Raw genomic sequence first — 17,967 nt, forward strand, 5'->3', positions numbered from 1 at the left:
CCCGCAAGTGCCATGACGCCATCGCTGCCCGGGGCGCCGACGCGTTCGTCGGGCGGTCCTTCCACTGGAAGGCCCGCCTGTCCTCACTCCCGCCCCGCAAGAACGCCAAGCCTTGGAAACCCGACACCGCCGGTGCGATCGCCCGCAACGAAATCCTGCGGACATCAAAGCGCGTCGGTCGGACCATCCGGCGACGATGGAGCGGCTACCACCGCCGAAGCCGCGCAGAGACGAAGATGCACTGCGTCAAGCTGTTGGGCCAGCGACTGTCCGCCAGGGACTTGTGGCCGTGATCCCGAAGGCCTACGTCCCAGGCGTCTCGACGCGGTCGGTCGACGATCTGGTGACGGAGCGCCCGCGACATGTCCAAGAGCCAGGTCAGTCGGCTCCGCGCCGAGATCGACGAGCGGGTGAATGCCTTCCTTGCTCGGCCTCTGGAGGGCGCATGGTCCTACCTGTGGCTCGACGCAACTTACGTGAAGGTGCGGGAGGGCGCGCGGATCACCAGCCGCGCCGTGATAATCGCCGTCGTTGTCAACGAGGACGGCAAGCGGGAAGTGCTGGGCGTCGGACCCGGTCCCTCCGAGGTTGATACGTTCTGGACCGAGTTCCTGCGCAGCCTCGCTGACCGTGGCCTGCACGGCGTGAGTCTGGTAATTGCTGACGACCACAAGGGCCTGAGGGCGGCTGCGCGCCGGGTCTTCAAGTGACCCACCAGAGGTGCCGCATTCACTGGATGCGAAACGCGCTGATTCACGCCCCGGCCAAGCAGCGCACTGCGGTCGCAGCGATGCTGAAGACGATCTTCGCCGATGAGACCAAGGTCGAGGTCGAAGCCCAGTGGGACATCGTGGCGACGCGCTGCGCGAGAAGCAGCTCAAGCTTGGCGACTTGATGGACAGCTCCCGCGACGACGTGCTGGCCTACATGTCGTTCCCCCGAGAACATTGGGCCCAGATCGCCTCGACAAACCCACTGGAACGGGTGAACCGCGAGGCGAAGCGGCGGTCGGATGTCATCGGCATCTTCCCCAACGACGAGGCCATCGTCCACCTCGTCGGCGCGCTGATGCTCGAGACCAATGACGAGTGGGCAGTCGCGCGGCGATACATGAGCCTTGAAACGCTCGCCCGCGTAACCAACAATTCTAACGTTAGGCCGCCCGCTGTGGCCGCCTGATCAAGCCCTGACCTCTCCAAGGGTAGGCGCTCTTACACCATCCGCCCGGGACACTATCGCGTCTACAAGTCTCCGGCCACGGCGGCATAGCCGTCGTCGTCGCGAGAGCGTCGGAGCGAAGGGAGGCAAGGAGCGGTTTGGCGCCACCGTCGTGAGACGGGATCAGGAGAACCAGGCTGCAACAAAGTGCCTTCGAGCACATCGACCTGCGCCTGCGGCGGAGGTGTGACCACGTTTGTTCGACTCTCGGACGTCTGTTAGCAAGGATGTACGGCGACGCGGCGGCGCTTTGAATGAAACCTGGAAGGTTCTGCGATGGGTTTGCGAAAGTTCACAACGCCACGGCCACTCACCTCACGCAATCAAGTTCTGAGGTCCGCCATGAAGGTCATGCAACTGAACGAGACTGGCCACTTCGTCGGGATCGAGGAGGCCGACGAGAGCCCGCTCGAGCGCGGCGTCTTCCTGATCCCCGCGGGCTGCATCGAGGCGCCGGATCCCGATCCGCCGGCAGGCTCGCGCGCCCGCTGGACCGGGGCCGGCTGGGTCTACGAGCCGCTGCCCGCCGGCGTGGAGGACGGGGCGGAGACCCCTGCGGCCGACCCTGACCCCGGCCCCGAGGAGATCCTCGCCGGCGTGGCCCGCGCGGTGCGGGCCCATCTCGATGCCGCGGCAAGAGCGCTGCGGTATGACAGCATCGCCTCGGCGGTGAGCTATGCCGATGAACCGGCAGTGCCGCAGTACCAGGCCGAGGGCCGGGCGTTCCGGAGCTGGCGCTCGCTGGTCTGGGAGCGCTGCTATGAGCTTCTGGCCGAGGTCGAGGCCGGCACCCGGGCGCCGATGACCGCCGAGGCGGTGATCGCCGAACTGCCGGTGCTGCAGCTCGGCCCCTAAGCAGTCTTTGACGCGAGCAAGGTCAGCGGGCGGAACTTCGGCGTCGACCCGCAACGGCCGGGGCGGTTCAACCTGACCACGCTGGAGCCGATGCTGGAGGACCTGCACAGCCGGCTCGCCGGCGTGATCGTCGAATGCCTGGACTGGGCCGACTTCCTCGCCCGCTACGATCGGCCCGAGACGCTGTTCTACCTGGACCCGCCGTACTGGGGCTCCGAGACCGACTACGGCCGCGGCCTGTTCCGGCGCGAGGACTTCGGCCTGATGGCCGAGCGGCTGGCCCGGCTGCAGGGCCGGTTCCTGCTGTCGATCAATGACGTGCCCGAGGTGCGCGCGATCTTCGGCCGGTTCCGGATCGCAGAGGTGACGACCACCTATTCGATCAGCGGCAGCGCCAGGGGCAACGGCGCCGCCCGGCCGGAGCTGCTGGTCTCGAACTGGGACATCGGCGATCCCGGCTGAGGAAGGTGCCGCGGGCGGAGCGATCAGCCCGCGGCGGCCTTGGCAGAGTATGAGGCCCCGCGTCCGGCGCCGCGACGCTTACGCCGGATGAGGGGCGGGATCCGTGGGCATATTGACGCGGGGCGGACAGGTCGGGCGGGAAGCCGCCTGACGGTAGCGCGACGGCTCGCGGCCGCGATGTGCATCATACTGCCGTAGCAAAGTCAGTGTCGCTGAATGAGGCAAAAGAGCGAGTGGCCGTTTAACGTGCTTCGGCCTTGGAACCTCGGCGGAGGGCGGTTAGGCCGACATCATCGCCCCCTCACAGGCCGGCACTTCTATATCTTGACACTTCATCGAGCCGTCGACCGGACTTCAAGCGAGCGCGATTGGCTTTCATCGTGGGGTGACAACGGGAACACGGCTCGCCCCAAAGCTGTGGACGCGTTTGGGCCGCCTCGATACATTCCGTCGCGTGAGTCTCAAGCTTGGTGACTTAGCAAGCAGCTTTTCGCCAAGGCGAGCGTTGGGTGAAACGAAGTGAATCGGAGAGCATACAATGCAAAACATCGACTGGCCCGACGTAAGCGAAATTCGATCGGAAAGCGACGTTGAGCAGAAGATCCTCTATCAACTAATTACCACGCCCATGCCGATGGGGCTTGGCTTCCCGACGCAAGGTGTCTTCACCAAATCAAATATTAAGAGCCTTCCGATCGGCAAGGGTCAAACTAAAAAAAATTATTATCCCGACTACCTGTTTGTGCATTCTGGGCTACCGCTGCTCGTCGTTGAAGCAAAGGCTCCTGGAGGGGATTTGGAGGAAGCTCTCCGGGAAGCGAGGCTCTATGCTGCAGAATTGAACGCCAAGTTCCCGCCTACAGTGGATCCTACCAAATTTGTACTCGCGTCTGACGGTATCCGTCTCTTGGCAGGAACATGGAATTGCCAAGATGCGATCTTCGATTTGAAAATCGCCAGTTGTACACCGGCAGATCAAAAATTTTCGGAGTTTCTTGCGGAATACGGGTTCGGCGCTCTTAGTAGATGGTGCAATGAAGCTCTCTCCTTCGTTCGCCCTCAGAGATACTGGAAGCCGCGAAAAATGGTTGGAGGGCTCGCCGCGCAGTCCGAGGAGGTCGGGCTAAACTCATTTGGAAATACGATTAAGTCCGACTTCCGCGGCGTCTTCGACCCCACAACTCTAGATGAAAGGAATAGGATAGCCGAGGAGTGTTACATCCCATCAAGGAGGAGAGAGCGGTATGTCGATTCAATTGACAGGACGTTTCGGGCCATCATAGCGCCATCAGAACGAAATACGTGTCCGATCGAAGATACCTCTCGGCCAGATGCAATAATTTCTAAGCTTAGAAAAGGCGTCGCGCTAACCAATCAAGTTCTATTGCTCATCGGAGCTGCGGGCGCAGGCAAAACCACATTTGTTGATCATCTTCGGGTGAAAGCGCTTCCTCGCGAACTAAGAAATTCGACGCGCTGGGTTCATATCAACATGAACGCGGCCCCTGTCGGCAAGGAAGAAATCTACCCGTGGCTGCGCATCCAGCTGGCCAAAGGCCTAAGAGCCGCTTGCCAGAATGTCGATTTCGATGAACTTGAGACGATAAGAAAGATATTCAAGCGGGAAGTTGAAGCCTTTCGCAAAGGGGTCGGGCGGCTCTATGAGGCGAATCAAGAGCGTTATAATGAAAAGCTTGCGGATGAGTTGTCGCGGCTCCTAAGCGATGAGCATGCCAAGACCCAGGCATACTGCGAGTATGTCTCAGGGTCGTTTTCGGCACTTATTGTGATCGTTCTTGATAACTGCGATAAACGCCTGCTTGAAGAGCAGTTGCTGATGTTCGAAGCCGCTCAATGGTTGCGATCTGAGTTTCGGGCGATGGTTTTCTTGCCTCTACGGGAAGAAACGTACGACAACAACCTAAGCGTCCCCCCGTTGGATACCGCACTAAAAGATCTCGCGTTCCGTATTGAAGCGCCACGCTTCGATCTAATTCTTCAGTCTCGGATAGACCTGGCGATCAAAGAGCTCAATCAAGATCCACGCAGGCGATTCACGTATGATTTGCCGAATTCAATGCGCGTCAATTACACGGCTGCCGACAAAGTTTCATATTTACGGTCGATAATGAGGTCCGTCTTCGACGCGAACGCAAACGTGCGTCGCCTGCTGATCGGGTTGTCCGGACGGAACATGCGGAGAGCCATGGAGATATTTCTAGATTTTTGCTCCAGCGGACACATCTCTGAGGACTATATCGTAAAGATGGTGCAGTCCAATGGAGCGTATGCGTTGCCCATTTCTTTGGTGAGTCGCGTTCTGCTGAGATCAAAGAGGCGTTACTATGACAGTGATCAATCCTACGTTGTGAACCTCTTTGGTGCTGAGATAGATGATATTAGGCCTCATCTCTTCGTTCGACTTATGATCCTAAGGCACCTTTCAGAAATTTCCCCGAGAGGAAAGGGCCCTAGAATAAGAGGCTACGCTCGAGTTGGAGACATGTTTCCGCTGCTAGCAAAACAGGGGGCGATTGAAGAGGTGGTTCTACGAGAAGTAAATTATCTTGCTTCCCGCCACTGCATAATCAGCGAAGATTTTCGTATAGCCGACATTTCGGCCATTGATCTGATAACAATCAGCCCCGCGGGCCGAACACATCTCCAGATGCTTTCAAACGTTCACTACATTGCAGCCGTAGCTGAGGACTTATGGTTTCGGTCAGAGGCCGCCGCACGATCGGTAGCTGAGCGAATCAAGGACCGCGAGGCCCATTTCCAGCCATGGACAGTTGCTCGAAACGCGCGATCTGCGGTCGCGGAGATGCAAGCGGCAAGGAATGAAGACCTAAGCACCTACACCGATCTTTTCGATGATCCAGAGATGTCCACGTTGATCGAATTCATTGGTGCCGAAAAGAGCGTAAAAGAATTCGAGGGGGAAATTGCGGGAAGGTGGGCTTGGGTTCCAGAGAAGTTTCCGCCAGGCCGCACTTTCCCAGGGATCGTCACCAATAAAGTCCCGTATGGTCTCTTCGTCGACCTAGAGCCAGGGATCACCGGTCTCTTGCACGTGAGCAAAGCTGCCGACTTGGTCGCGCGCAGCCAGATAGGTGATGAAATTTCGGTGAAGGTGCTCTCAATCGATATGCTTGAGAAGAAAGTAGAATTAAGTTCCGGTGAGCAATAGGATCCGACTCTCTTAGGATCAAAGTGTTGGGACGAGGAGCATGATGCCTTTCGATCGGCGTACTGGCGCAAAGCTGACGATAGAATTGGCCTAACGATGATAAGGATGGCGATAATCGGGCGCGTCCTGCAGGTCGGCCCACGCGCTTTCCCTGGTGCGGCGTCGCTTAAAAATCACCGAAGCGAACGGCAGACAGTGCTGCTCCGGTTTCTCGCTGCGCTATTCGCGGGCGACCGGCTCGGCGAACGTGGCGAACAAGGCTGACTGGCTGGCACGCGTTGCTCTTTACGCTCCTCCTCCTGGCGCTGTGGCCAGCGGCAGAATGATGACGGCTGCGGCATTCGTGACGGCCGCTAGGTTCGGCCACGTGAGCTGCTGCGGGGTGCGCGGTAGCTGACCAAAGATGATTCCGCGGCAACAGCCCTGCTGCAGGTTCTCGTGTCCCGCACTGCAGGTCTTCGTGTCCCGCTACAACACCCACACACACCCGTCTTGTCCACAGGAGATTCATGCGAAAGGTCTTTACAGGCTTTCGCTTTGTGCACACCATATCTAGTATGGGCGTCGGTTAGCAGCGCCGTCTGTTGCCGCATACCCTGCCCCTTGTGGCGGATTTCCTGCCGCAGGCGGTTCAAAGACGAGGCACCGGCCCATGTCGCTTTCAGAGACCTATCTGTCCTCGGACGACATCCATCCGATCGACATCGTCGAGACACTCGCCGAGCATCACGACTGGGAGTTCGACCGCGTGACCGAGGACCAGATCGCCATGGCGGTCGAAGGGCAGTGGCGCACCTATTCCCTGACGCTCGCCTGGTCGCCCAAGGACGAGACGCTCCGCCTTATCTGCACCTTCGAGATGGAGCCGCCGACCCACCGCATGGCGGAACTCCACGACGTGCTCAACAGGTGCAACGACATGGTCTGGACCGGCGCCTTCACCTACTGGAGCGACCAGAAGCTGATGGTATGGCGTTACGGGCTGCTGCTCTCGGGTGGACAGACGGCGACAGCCGAGCAGATCGACCGGCTCATCGCGTCTGCCGTCACCGCCAGCGAGCGCTTCTACCCCGCCTTCCAGATGGTGGCCTGGGCCGAGCGTCCAGCAGCCGAGGCGATGAATGTCGCCATTGCGGAGGCCTACGGCCGCGCCTAGTCTTTCCCCGGCAGAGACGGGGGAACGGATGGATCTTGCGGATCTTGGCCGCCGGGGGCTGGTGCTGCTCGGCTGCGGGAAGATGGGCTCGGCGATGCTCGAAGGGTGGCTGGGCCGGGGGCTGGCGCTTTCGGGGGTCTGGGTGTCGGATCCGAGGCCCTCGGACTGGCTGAAGTCGCTGGCGGGGCGCGGCCTCCACTTGAACGAGGCGTTGCCCGATGCCCCGGCCGTGGTGCTCGTCGCGGTCAAGCCGCAGATGATGGCCGAGGCGCTGCCGGGGCTTGCGGCCCTGGGGGGCGGCGACACGCTCTTCCTGACGGTCGCGGCGGGGACGCCGATCTCCCACTATGAGCGCACCCTCGGAGCCGGCACGCCTGTGATCCGGGCCATGCCGAACACGCCTGCAGCCGTCGGGCGCGGGATCACCGCCATCGTCGGCAACGCAAATGCGAGCGACAGGCAGATGGCCCTCGCCGAGGGCCTCCTTTCGGCGGTGGGACAGGTGGTGAGACTGGAGGGCGAGCACCAGATGGACGCGGTCACGGCCGTCTCCGGCTCGGGCCCGGCCTATGTGTTTCATCTCATCGAGGCTCTTGCCGCGGCCGGCGAGGCCGAGGGGCTTGGCCCCGAGCTTGCCATGACACTCGCGCGCGCCACGGTGACCGGGGCGGGCGAGCTTGCCCGCCGTGCGCCCGAGAGCGCAAGCCAGCTCCGCATCAACGTGACCTCGCCGGGCGGGACCACCGCTGCGGCGCTTGACGTGCTGATGGACCCCGAGACCGGCATGCCGCCGCTCTTGCGCCGGGCGGTCAAGGCGGCCGCCGACCGCGGGAGGGAGCTCGGCCGATGATCTCCTACGACGACTTCTCCAGGGTCGACATCCGCGTCGGACGCATCACCCGCGCCGAGCCCTTTCCCGAAGCGAGGAAGCCCGCGCTGAAGCTCTGGGTCGATTTCGGCGGCGAGATCGGCGAGAAGCGGTCATCGGCGCAGATCACGCGCCATTACGAGCCCGAGCGCCTCGTCGGGCGGCAGGTGCTCGCGGTGGTGAACTTCCCGCCACGCCAGATCGGCAAGGTGCTCTCGGAAGTTCTGGTCCTGGGCGTACCCGATGACGCGGGCGAGGTGGTCCTGATCGGGCCGGACCAGGACGTGCCCCTCGGAGGACGCCTCTATTGAAGCTTCTGATCACCCGCCCGCTCCCCGCATCCGTCGTGGCCGCCGTCGATCCCCGCTACCGGGTAACGCTGCGCGAAAGCACGCGGCCCCTTTCTCCTGATGAACTGCGCAGCGCGCTCACGGATTATGACGCCGTGCTTCCCACCCTCGGCGACCTCTTCCGGGCCGATGTCTTCGCCGACGTGCCGCGGCCCCGTGCGCGGATCCTCGCGAATTTCGGCGTGGGGGTGAACCATCTCGACGTGGCAGCGGCGCGGGCGGCGGGGCTCGAGGTCACGAACACGCCCGGTGCCGTGACGGACGCCACCGCCGACATCGCCCTCACGCTGATCCTCATGACCGCCAGGCGTGCGGGCGAGGGAGAGCGGATGGTCCGCGCCGGCCGGTGGGAGGGCTGGCATCCGACCCAGATGCTGGGCCTTCACGCGACCGGGCGCCGGCTCGGCATCGTCGGCATGGGCCGGATCGGCAAGGCGATCGCGCGCCGCTGCCACTACGGCTTCGGCATGGAGGTCTGCTTCTTCAACCGCTCCGCCGTGGCCGATCCGGGGGTTCCCGCTCGGCAGGTGTCCTTCGAGGAGGCGCTTGCGGCCGATTTCGTGGTGGTGGCCGTACCGGCGACCCCCGAGACCCGGCACCTGATCAATGCGCACGCCCTCTCGCGCATGCGGAGGGACTCGATCCTCGTCAACATCGCGCGGGGGGACATCGTCGATGAAGCCGCCCTCATCGCCGCTTTGTCCGAAGGACGGATCGCGGGCGCGGGACTTGACGTCTACGAGTTCGAACCGGAAGTGCCCGAGGCACTGCGCGCGATGGAGAACGTGACGCTCCTGCCCCACCTCGGGACGGCGGCGCTCGAGGTGCGCGAGGCCATGGGCATGATGGCTGTCGAGAACCTGCAGGCCTTCGCCGATGGCCGTCCATTGCCGAACCCGGTCTGACAATGCAGCCCGGCGTCCGGCAATCTGCCGCCATCGGCACCTCCGGGCGCCAGAGCCGCCTGTGGGGGTTCGATGCCCCCGCAGGCGGCACCCGTGCCATGGGCCGGACATGATCATCTCGCGGGGGCGCCGGTACATCTTCGTCCACATCCCCAAGACGGGTGGCACATCGCTTTCCCTCGCCCTCGAGAAACGGGCGATGAAGGATGACATCCTGATCGGCGACACGCCGAAGGCCCGCGCCCGGCGCGGACGGTTGCGGGGCGTAAAGGCTCACGGGCGGATCTGGAAGCACTCGACGCTTGCGGACATCGCGGGACTCGTCACCGACGAGGAGATCGAGACCTTCTTCACGCTCGCTCTCGTCCGCAATCCCTGGGACCGGACGGTAAGCTACTACCACTGGCTGCGCGCCCAGGGTTTCGCCCATCCCGCGGTGGGTCTCGCCAAGTCGCTCGACTTTTCGGGCTTCCTCAACCATCCGCAGACCCGGACATCGCTACGGCTCTGGCCGGCATCTGCCTATCTGCGCGACAGGCACGGGGTCGAGCGGGCGAGCCTCTACCTCCGCCTCGAGCATCTGGAGGAGGATCTTCCACCCTTCGAGCGCCATCTGGGCTTCCGGCTCACTCCCCTGCCCCGCAGCAACGAATCGAGCCGCCTGCTGGACTGGAGGGGCTACTATTCCGATGCGGACGCCGCACTCGTCGCGGATCTTTGCGCCGAGGACGTGCATCGTTTTCATTACGGATTTGACGATGCCGCCATCCGCTGACTGCTTCGAAAGAAACCCGCAGAACCGCCCTTGACTTCCTGCGGCGGTTGCGCGAGACAGCGCCTCGTTGGGGTCGTAGCTCAGTTGGGAGAGCGCGTCGTTCGCAATGACGAGGTCAGGGGTTCGATCCCCCTCGGCTCCACCAGATCAAAACGCTAAGTGATCAAGTCTGTCGTGCAAATCGCTTTGCCGATTTCTGGCTTCCACCATCTATTCCCCCATCAACTTCTGGAACACGCCGGCTCTGTTGCACAAATCGGGTGATGACGGACCTCCCGTTTTCCCGGACAGACCTATCCTGCGACATCTGTGTTGGATGTGTCGAGCGCAGTGAACCCGTTGAGGAATGAGCCATGTCGCGCCACTGGTCCGAGCGACCATGGCGAATGACACGGACTTGGAACTCTGCAACCTGACGGTCGAACTGGCGCGCGGACAGCCGCTCACCCAGGAGCTTGATGCAGTGCATCTTGGTTTCGGCGGCCCAAGTTCGACAGCAAAACCGCTAAGCATCTGGTTTCATTATAGCGGAATGTGCCATTATGCGACTACACGGCGTTCGTCAGACGGGTTTTGGCAGGTTCAGGGTGTCGAAGAGTTCCATCTGTTGAGGCGTTGTCACAGAGAGCCCATTGAAGTGCGCTCACCGATTTTCGCGCGGTGGCGCTGGATGCGAGCGAGGAGATCGAGCGCGGTGCGGGGGCTGGCTGTGTAGCCCTTCGCCTTCAGCCGCATGCGCATGACGCGATAGAGCACCCGTGCCAGGAAGCAGATCAGCGCGTGCGCGCGGATGCGGTCGGGCAGCCGGCGGTGGACCGGGGCGATCTCGATGTCGGGCTTCAGCACGCCGAAGCCGCGCCCGATGTCGGCCAGCGCCTTGTCGCACGCGACGGCCTCGGCCGGCGTCAGATCGGGCGCATTCGTGAGCAGCGCGAGTTTGCCGTCAAAGAGTTCGGCCTCGGCGATGGCGGCGCGACCGCGCGGGTGAACCGGCTGTAGGCGCCACGATCAGAGGCCCGGCGGCAACGGTCGCTTTGACCGGCATCTTGCGCGTCGAGCTTGCCGGTCATGCGTTCCGCCATGGCCTCCAGTTCCGCGATGCGGGCGCGGCGCTTCTCGGACTGCTCGGCCGGCCGCTGCCTTGATCCTTCCCGATAACCGCGGGTGCCTGTCCCTGCCCTTCGCCCTTTGGGGCAGTCTCAGCCCATCAAAAGGCTGCGCATGACCCCCAGCCCGAGAGCCGCAAATGCGAGGACGATCACCACGCGCAGGATCGGATGGACCGCCGACTTCACTCTCGATGGATCCGGCTCCTGCGGTGCAAGGGCGGGAAAGACATGTCGCGCCTTCTCGTGGTTCGTATACCGGGCTCTGGCCCCGGAGGGGCCTGTTGCGGGCTTAGCCGCAGGCTTTCTCATAATGAATCCCTTCATCCAATACCGCGGATGAAACCACACCTGGCGCTGCCTGCAAGCTGACCATAAGTGGCGGTGTTCCTTGACGAAATCGTGCTCAAGAGGCAGATATGCGCCGAAAGGAGAGGTCGCCACCTCGCCCGCAGGGACTGCACCGTCCCTCGGATCGGATATGACCTGGCCGATCATCGCCCTGCCGGGTCACGCGGTCCTCATCGACCCGAAGCGGCAGGTCCAGGCGCCTGCTCGCGAAGATAATGAACCTTTTGTCGAAATTGCGACCTGCCGCTGGCAGGAAAGGGTCGGGCATAAACTAAAAAGTAAGGACTTTGATGCCGTTGTAGCGTGAGGCCGATGCGTGGTCGGCCGAGTTGCCACGAGTGAAAGGTCCTCATGAAGTTAACAATCAAGATAAAGCTTGCCGTGACCTTCATGCTGGTCTTCCTGCTCATGGGATCCGGCACGGTTCTCGGCATCCTCGACCTCAGACATTCGAACCAGGTCTTGCGCACCATGGTCGACATGCAGGCCGCCAACGTCGAGGCGGCGAGCCAGTTGGCGATCCAGCAGACCAGGTTCGGCATCGTCCTGAGGGACTACGTCACGGCCGAAACTGCGGATGCGCGCGCAGCGGTGAAGGAGGAAATCCTGAGCATCCGCGCCGAAATGACCGACAGCATCCAGCGTCTTGAATCCCTTGCGGATGCTCAGGGCCTTGCGCTTATTGAAGAGTACTCCCGCCTGCGCACCACCGCTATCGCGATCAACAACCGGGTCTTCGCCGCAGCCGACAGTGGCGACACGAAGGCCGCTTCCCGCCTGCTCAGCACCGAGTCGCGCGAAGGCATGGAGGCCCTGACCGACAATCTCGAAGCCTTCCGCAAAGTCTATACCGACCAGATGGCAGCAGCGGCGGCAGCGGCGGACCGCGACATGAAGGCGAGCCTGCTCAATCTGTCGCTTCTCGCCCTGGCGGGTATCCTCGTGGGAAGCCTTGCGGCAACCGCGCTCATCCTTTCCATCGGCCGCGGGCTGCGAAAGGCACTGGCGCTCTCGCAGCGCGTGGCAGAGGGCGATCTCACGACCCTGGCCGAGGAACGGGGTTCTGACGAGATCTCGCAACTCCTCATCATGAACAATTCAATGATCGTCAAGTTGCGGGACGTGGTGGGGCGCGTGACGGTCGCCACAGATCAGGTCGCCACGAATAGCCAGACGATGGCCGAGACGTCTGAACAACTCTCGCAGGGCAGCAGCGAACAGGCCTCGGCGACCGAAGAGGCCTCGGCCTCGGTGGAACAGATGGTGGCGAATATCAGGCAGACCGCGGAGAATGCGACCCAAACGGAGCGAATTGCGGCCACGTCCGCCGAAGATGCGCGAGCCTCGGGCGCGGCCGTCCGCGAGGCGGTCGCCGCAATGGGCTCGATCGCGGAGCGGATCCTCGTGGTGCAGGAGATCGCCCGTCAGACCGACCTGCTGGCGCTCAATGCTGCGGTCGAGGCCGCACGGGCCGGCGAGCACGGCCGTGGCTTCGCCGTCGTGGCGGCAGAGGTGCGCAAGCTTGCCGAGCGCAGTCAGGCCGCGGCGGCCGAAATCTCGCACCTCTCCTCGCGCACGTCAGCCGCGGCCTCCACGGCAGGCGACATGCTCGAGCGGCTCGTCCCGGACATCGAGCGGACCTCGAGCCTCGTCTCCTCGATCTCCGTCGCGTCGCAGGAACTCTCGACCGGCGCGCAACAGGTGTCTCTCGCCATCCAGCAGCTTGACCAGGTGACGCAGCAGAACAGCACTTCCGCGGAAGCTCTGGCCGGCGGCGCCGGCAGGCTCTCAGCCGAGGCGGATCAGCTCAGGTCATCCGTCGCCTTCTTCCACACGGGGCAAGAGGCGCTGGCGACAAAACGGACCGTCGCTTCGCAAGCGCGCCCGACGGTGCCGCCGCCGGCAAGATCGCATTCACAGGCAGAGCGACGCCGGGGCTTCGACTTCGACATCGGGTCGAGCGCGTCGGATGACCTCGACACCGGCTTTCAGCGCGCGGTCGCCGGCTGACTCGTGCCCGAGCAAGCGTTCGACCTGAAAGGCCCATGACCGGCCCGCGCATCGCATGATCGTCAGATCGTTCGTCTCAGGTGCGTCCCCGCCCGCTTCGTCAAGCTGCGCGCATGATTGCGTGGGCGGCCGGCGATACCGCCTCGGCGGAGACGCCGAGGCTACATGGCCTCGCTCGACTTCGTCCTCCTCACCGGCTGGCGGAGGAACAGACAGAGCAGTCGCCGGCGGTCAGGCAAAAGACGAGAGCCCGCGAGGTCCGAGCCTACTCCGTCTTTTCGGACGCCTTGCGGCGGGGTTTGCGGGCCGCGGCGGGCTCTGCGCCCTCGACGGCTGCCTTGCGCCGCTTCGGTGCGGCGGTTTCACCCGTGCTCTCGGCTGCCGCCTTGGGCATGCGTGCGCGCGGCTTCGGCGCTGCGGCTGCGGCCGCCTCGTCCGCTTCGGCGGCGGCGATCTCGGACTCGGCCCGCAGCCAGTAATCCTGATCCCTGTCGGCCGGCTGTCCGTCGGCCTCCCAGAGCTCGTAGGCCCTCTGGCGGATGCGCGCGGTGCGGTCGTCGCTCATGTCTTCTTCCCTCCAGTCATGGATCAGTTCCAAGCCTCCCGCCCTCAGGCCGCAGCTTCGCGGCACTTTAGAAAAACTTCGGGTGTTCTGCCAAGACGCCGAGACCCGCTTTCGTTGCCGCCCCGAGCCGGGGTGGGAGAATCCCTGCTCGTTCTCTGGCAACTGCCTTCAAAGGCGGCAGTTCCCTCAGGTGGATCCGGTCGGCGAGGCGGTCATGCATGGCGAGAGCAACATCAGGCCGCTCGCAGACATCCGCCGGCACTCCTGAACGCACCGACGACCGACGAGGTCGGAGGTCGCAGTCGCGCCTTGGCGAGCTTTCTGCCTGCACTTCCGGCAGATCCGCTGCTACGGCAGCATCCCCTTTGGCCGCAGGAATAGTGGACCTTGACGGACGGCCGACCGGATGCGCGGCGCCTGCGCCTCCGGGTTGGCCGGGCGGTGACGCTCATGCTCAGAAAGGGTCGGCCGAGCGTCGCCCTCACCGTGAAGGTCCAAGAAAAATGCCCGCAATGATGGACATTGCCCGGCTCGTCCGGCAAGAATGCCCTCCCGCGCGAGGGACGTCATGCGCAGCAGGATGTTGTGGAACCACGACATGACGCGAGATGTTCCCGACGAGGGCAAGACCGCCCGCAAGGCCGGGCGGATTGAGCACAGCCGAAGGGAGATGCGCGATCCGTCGCCGATCATCCCTCCATACGACCGACATGACCGGAGGAACCAGCCGATGGCCGATGCGACGATTCCAGCGGGCCCGGTGCCCGAACTGGCGATACCCGCGCCCGAAGGTGCGACCCAGATCATCGAGACCAACTACGAAATCGGACAGGACAACATCAATTACAGGCGTCGCTTCGTCTTCGAGCTCGACATTCACAACGTCGTCTTCAGCGTCTCAGCGCTGACCATCGTGGCCTTCACCTTTCTGACGCTCGCGTTCCAGACAACGCTGGAGCCCATTTTCACCGCCATCCGGGACACGCTGACGTCGAACCTCGCCTGGTTCTTCCTGCTCGCGGGCAACCTGTTCGTGCTGCTTTGCCTCGTGCTGATCGTTCTGCCGCTCGGCAGCATCAGGCTCGGGGGGCCGCATGCGACGCCGGACTACAGCCGTCTTTCCTGGTTCTCGATGCTCTTCGCCGCCGGCATGGGGATCGGCCTGATGTTCTACGGTGTCGCTGAACCGCTCGGGAACTACACCGCGGCTTTCAACGGACCGGTGGTCGAGAACGGGCTGCGCACCGACTGGGCCCCTCTCGACGGCGCGCCCGGCGATGCGGAGGCATCGCGGCGGCTCGCAATGGCTGCCACGATCTTCCACTGGTCACTGCACCCCTGGTCCATCTATGCGGTGGTGGCGCTGTCGCTCGCTCTCTTTGCCTATAACAAGGGCCTGCCGCTCACGCTGCGGTCGGTCTTCTATCCGATCTTCGGCGAGCGCGTCTGGGGCTGGCCGGGCCACATCATCGACATCCTTGCGGTCTTCGCCACGATCTTCGGCCTCTCAACCTCGCTCGGGATCGGGGCCCAGCAGGCCGGAGCAGGGCTCGACTTCCTCTTCGGCCTGCCCTCGACCACCGGCATGACCGTCTTCCTCGTGATCGCGATCACCGCCATTGCGACGGCCTCGGTCATTGCTGGAATGGACAAGGGCGTGAAGCGGCTGTCCGAGATCAACATGGCGCTGGCCTTCCTGCTCCTCATGTTCGTGATCCTTGTCGGACCGACGCTTCAGATCCTGCGCGGCTTCGTGCTGAACCTGCTCGCCTATGTCGAGAACCTTCCGGCGCTCTCCAACCCCTTCGGACGCACCGACGACAATTTCCGTCAGGGCTGGACGGCCTTCTACTGGGCGTGGTGGATCAGCTGGTCACCCTTCGTCGGCATGTTCATCGCGCGGGTCAGCCGAGGGCGCACCGTGCGCGAGTTTCTCGTCGCGGTCCTGCTGATCCCGTCGCTTGTCTCGACGATCTGGATGACGGCGCTCGGCGGGACGGCGATCAGCCAGGTGGTGACCGATCAGCTGACCTCCGTCCAGGACGCGGCACTCGAGATCCAGCTCTTCGAGATGCTCGCCCACCTGCCGCTCACGCAGATCACCTCGCTGATCGGGATCGTGCTGGTGATCGTCTTCTTCGTGACGTCGTCCGACTCCGGATCGCTGGTGATCGACACGATCGCTGCGGGAGGCAAGGTCAATGCCCCGGTCCCGCAGAGGGTGTTCTGGGCCACATTCGAGGGCCTGGTCGCGATTGCGCTCCTGCTCGGGGGCGGATTGGCGGCGCTCCAGGCAATGGCCGTCTCGACCGGATTTCCATTTGCCATCGTGCTGCTGGGGGCCTGCTACGCATTGGTAAAGGGTCTTGCCGCCGAACCGCGGTGAAGCATGGAAAGGGCCGGCGCATCCGCCGGCCCCCTCATACCGCCTGCGCGATGCGTCGAGCGCCCCGCGAGCCTTGATCGGAACTGCCGCCTCGCTAGCTCTGGGCCTCGGGGCAGCCCGCCCTGAGGGTCAGGCATGACACGGCTCATTCTCGTGCTGGGAGATCAGCTCAGCGACGATCTTTCGGCCCTGAGGGCCGCCGATCCGGCGCAAGACCTCGTCGTGATGGCGGAAGTGATGGACGAGGGCACCTATGTCCCGCACCACCCGCAGAAGATTGCCCTGATCCTCTCGGCCATGCGCAAGTTCGCGCGACGGCTGGAGCGGCGGGGCTTGCGTGTCGCCTATTCGCGGCTGGACGATACGGAAACCGGCTCCTCCATCGGCGCCGAGCTTCTGCGCCGCGCGGAAGAGGTCGGTGTGCGCGAGATCGTCGCGACGCAGCCCGGCGACTGGCGGCTGATCGCCGCACTCGAATCCCTGCCCCTGCCCGTCAGCTTCCTTCCCGACGACCGCTTCCTCTGCCCGGCCGAGGATTTCGCCCGCTGGGCCGAGGGCCGCAAGCAACTCCGAATGGAGTGGTTCTACCGGGAGATGCGCCGCAAGACCGGCCTCCTGATGGATGGCGACGAACCGGCAGGCGGGCGGTGGAACTTCGACAGCGAGAACCGCAAGCCCGCCTCGCCCGACCTCCTGCGCCCCCATCCGCTGCAGTTCGAGCCCGACGCGGAGGTGCGCGCGGTGCTGGACCTGGTGGAGGCGCGCTTCCCCGATCATTTCGGCCGCCTGCGCCCCTTCCGCTGGCCCACGGATCGCGAGGAGGCGCTGCAGGCCCTCGACCATTTCATCCGCGAGAGCCTGCCGCGCTTCGGTGACGAGCAGGATGCGATGCTGGCGGACGACCCCTTTCTCAGCCATGCGCTGCTGTCCTCGTCGATGAACCTCGGGCTGCTTCAGCCGATGGAAGTCTGCCGCCGCGCCGAGGCGGAGTGGCGGGAAGGCCGCGCCCCGCTGAACGCGGTCGAGGGCTTCATCCGGCAGATCCTCGGATGGCGGGAATATGTGCGGGGGATCTGGGCCATCTCGGGGCCGGACTACATGACTTCGAACGGCCTGAACCATCGGGCGGCTCTTCCGGCGCTCTACTGGGGCGAACCCACGCGGATGGCCTGCCTTTCGGCCGCGGTGGCGCAGACGCGCGACCTCGCCTATGCGCATCACATCCAGCGGCTGATGGTGACGGGCAACTTCGCGCTGCTGGCTGGCGTCGATCCGGCCGAGGTGCACGAGTGGTATCTGTCCGTCTATATCGACGCGCTGGAATGGGTCGAGGCGCCGAACACGATCGGAATGAGCCAGTTCGCCGACGACGGGCTTCTCGGCTCGAAACCCTATGTCTCCTCCGGGGCCTACATCGACCGGATGTCGGACTACTGCCGGGGCTGCGACTATGCGGTGAAGGAACGGACCGGCCCGAGGGCCTGCCCGTTCAACCTGCTCTACTGGCACTTCCTCGATCGTCACCGCGAGCGCTTCGAGCGCAATCCCCGGATGGTCCAGATGTATCGCACCTGGGATCGGATGGCGGAACCCCACAGGAAGACCGTTCTGGAGGAGGCGGGCCAGTTCCTCGAAAAGCTCTACGCAGGCGACCCGGTCTGAGCCGTCTGCGGGCCGGCTTCAGGCCGCAACCGCCGTCTCGGGTCGATGTGCCGGTTCAGGCCCGCCGCAAGCTGCCCGGGCCCGCCGGAACGGCGGACCCTCTCATGG

Annotated in this window: 13 protein-coding genes, 1 tRNA gene and 4 pseudogenes; 15 read left to right on the forward strand and 3 right to left on the reverse strand. The window is 63.8% G+C overall.

Translation table 11 applies throughout. From position 1 onward, the window contains the following. From ACTVZP_RS16105 to ACTVZP_RS16155, 11 genes and pseudogenes are all read left to right on the forward strand, one after another. Positions 1-281 (forward strand): annotated as a pseudogene (locus ACTVZP_RS16105) (hypothetical protein); the annotation flags it as partial. Further along, positions 266-1,179: pseudogene (locus ACTVZP_RS16110) on the forward strand (IS256 family transposase); the annotation flags it as partial. The pseudogenes ACTVZP_RS16105 and ACTVZP_RS16110, both read left to right, overlap by 16 nt. Positions 1,180-1,560: 381 nt before the next feature. Then, on the forward strand, positions 1,561-2,073 hold the full coding sequence (locus tag ACTVZP_RS16115) for a hypothetical protein (RefSeq protein ID WP_443213187.1): 513 nt from the start codon (positions 1,561-1,563) through the stop codon (positions 2,071-2,073). Between the two features lie 90 nt (positions 2,074-2,163). Then, positions 2,164-2,535, forward strand: a complete 372-nt coding sequence (locus ACTVZP_RS16120; protein ID WP_443213188.1) for a DNA adenine methylase — start codon at positions 2,164-2,166, stop codon at positions 2,533-2,535. A 538-nt stretch (positions 2,536-3,073) separates the two neighbouring features. After that, positions 3,074-5,725 (forward strand): S1 RNA-binding domain-containing protein, encoded by a 2,652-nt coding sequence (locus tag ACTVZP_RS16125; RefSeq protein ID WP_443213189.1) that lies wholly within the window; start codon positions 3,074-3,076, stop codon positions 5,723-5,725. 652 nt (positions 5,726-6,377) lie between these two features. Next, positions 6,378-6,881 carry a YbjN domain-containing protein gene (locus ACTVZP_RS16130; protein ID WP_443213191.1) on the forward strand — a complete coding sequence of 168 codons (504 nt, stop codon included), beginning with the start codon at positions 6,378-6,380 and terminating at the stop codon, positions 6,879-6,881. 28 nt (positions 6,882-6,909) lie between these two features. Then, positions 6,910-7,731 carry a pyrroline-5-carboxylate reductase gene (gene proC / locus ACTVZP_RS16135; protein WP_443213192.1) on the forward strand — a complete coding sequence of 274 codons (822 nt, stop codon included), beginning with the start codon at positions 6,910-6,912 and terminating at the stop codon, positions 7,729-7,731. Further along, entirely contained in the window at positions 7,728-8,060 is a 333-nt protein-coding gene (locus tag ACTVZP_RS16140; RefSeq protein ID WP_443213193.1) for a tRNA-binding protein, read from the forward strand. The genes proC and ACTVZP_RS16140 overlap by 4 nt, the downstream gene beginning before the upstream one ends. Further along, positions 8,057-9,004, forward strand: coding sequence for a 2-hydroxyacid dehydrogenase (locus ACTVZP_RS16145; RefSeq protein ID WP_443213194.1), 948 nt, complete (start codon positions 8,057-8,059; stop codon positions 9,002-9,004). The genes ACTVZP_RS16140 and ACTVZP_RS16145 overlap by 4 nt, the downstream gene beginning before the upstream one ends. A gap of 109 nt (positions 9,005-9,113) precedes the next feature. Beyond that, positions 9,114-9,779: a sulfotransferase family 2 domain-containing protein gene (locus ACTVZP_RS16150; protein WP_443213195.1), complete on the forward strand. Its 666-nt coding sequence runs from the start codon at positions 9,114-9,116 to the stop codon at positions 9,777-9,779. 69 nt (positions 9,780-9,848) lie between these two features. After that, a tRNA-Ala gene (locus tag ACTVZP_RS16155) sits at positions 9,849-9,924 on the forward strand. Between the two features lie 148 nt (positions 9,925-10,072). Here the strand turns inward: ACTVZP_RS16155 and ACTVZP_RS16160 are convergent. Next, positions 10,073-10,257: pseudogene (locus ACTVZP_RS16160) on the reverse strand (hypothetical protein); the annotation flags it as partial. A gap of 84 nt (positions 10,258-10,341) precedes the next feature. Next, positions 10,342-10,915, reverse strand: a pseudogene (locus ACTVZP_RS16165) (IS1634 family transposase); the annotation flags it as partial. 451 nt (positions 10,916-11,366) lie between these two features. Between ACTVZP_RS16165 and ACTVZP_RS16170 the strand changes: the two are divergent. Next, positions 11,367-11,543 carry a hypothetical protein gene (locus ACTVZP_RS16170; RefSeq protein WP_443213196.1) on the forward strand — a complete coding sequence of 59 codons (177 nt, stop codon included), beginning with the start codon at positions 11,367-11,369 and terminating at the stop codon, positions 11,541-11,543. A 44-nt stretch (positions 11,544-11,587) separates the two neighbouring features. After that, a complete protein-coding gene (locus ACTVZP_RS16175) occupies positions 11,588-13,246 on the forward strand; it encodes a methyl-accepting chemotaxis protein (RefSeq protein ID WP_443213197.1) in 1,659 nt (552 codons plus the stop codon). Positions 13,247-13,511: 265 nt separating this feature from the next. On the opposite strand, the gene ACTVZP_RS16180 is transcribed toward ACTVZP_RS16175, so the two are convergent. Further along, a complete protein-coding gene (locus tag ACTVZP_RS16180; RefSeq protein WP_443213198.1) occupies positions 13,512-13,811 on the reverse strand; it encodes a DUF2934 domain-containing protein in 300 nt (99 codons plus the stop codon). Positions 13,812-14,541: 730 nt separating this feature from the next. Between ACTVZP_RS16180 and ACTVZP_RS16185 the strand changes: the two genes are divergently transcribed. Next, the gene (locus ACTVZP_RS16185) at positions 14,542-16,197 is read left to right on the forward strand and encodes a BCCT family transporter (RefSeq protein ID WP_443213199.1); all 1,656 of its coding nucleotides are present in this window, start codon (positions 14,542-14,544) and stop codon (positions 16,195-16,197) included. A 135-nt stretch (positions 16,198-16,332) separates the two neighbouring features. Continuing rightward, on the forward strand, positions 16,333-17,859 hold the full coding sequence (locus ACTVZP_RS16190) for a cryptochrome/photolyase family protein (protein ID WP_443213200.1): 1,527 nt from the start codon (positions 16,333-16,335) through the stop codon (positions 17,857-17,859). The last annotated feature ends 108 nt before the right edge of the window (positions 17,860-17,967 follow it).

The sequence above is a fragment of the Rhodobacter sp. NSM genome (assembly GCF_052244495.1).
Taxonomy (GTDB): Bacteria; Pseudomonadota; Alphaproteobacteria; order Rhodobacterales; family Rhodobacteraceae; genus Cereibacter_A.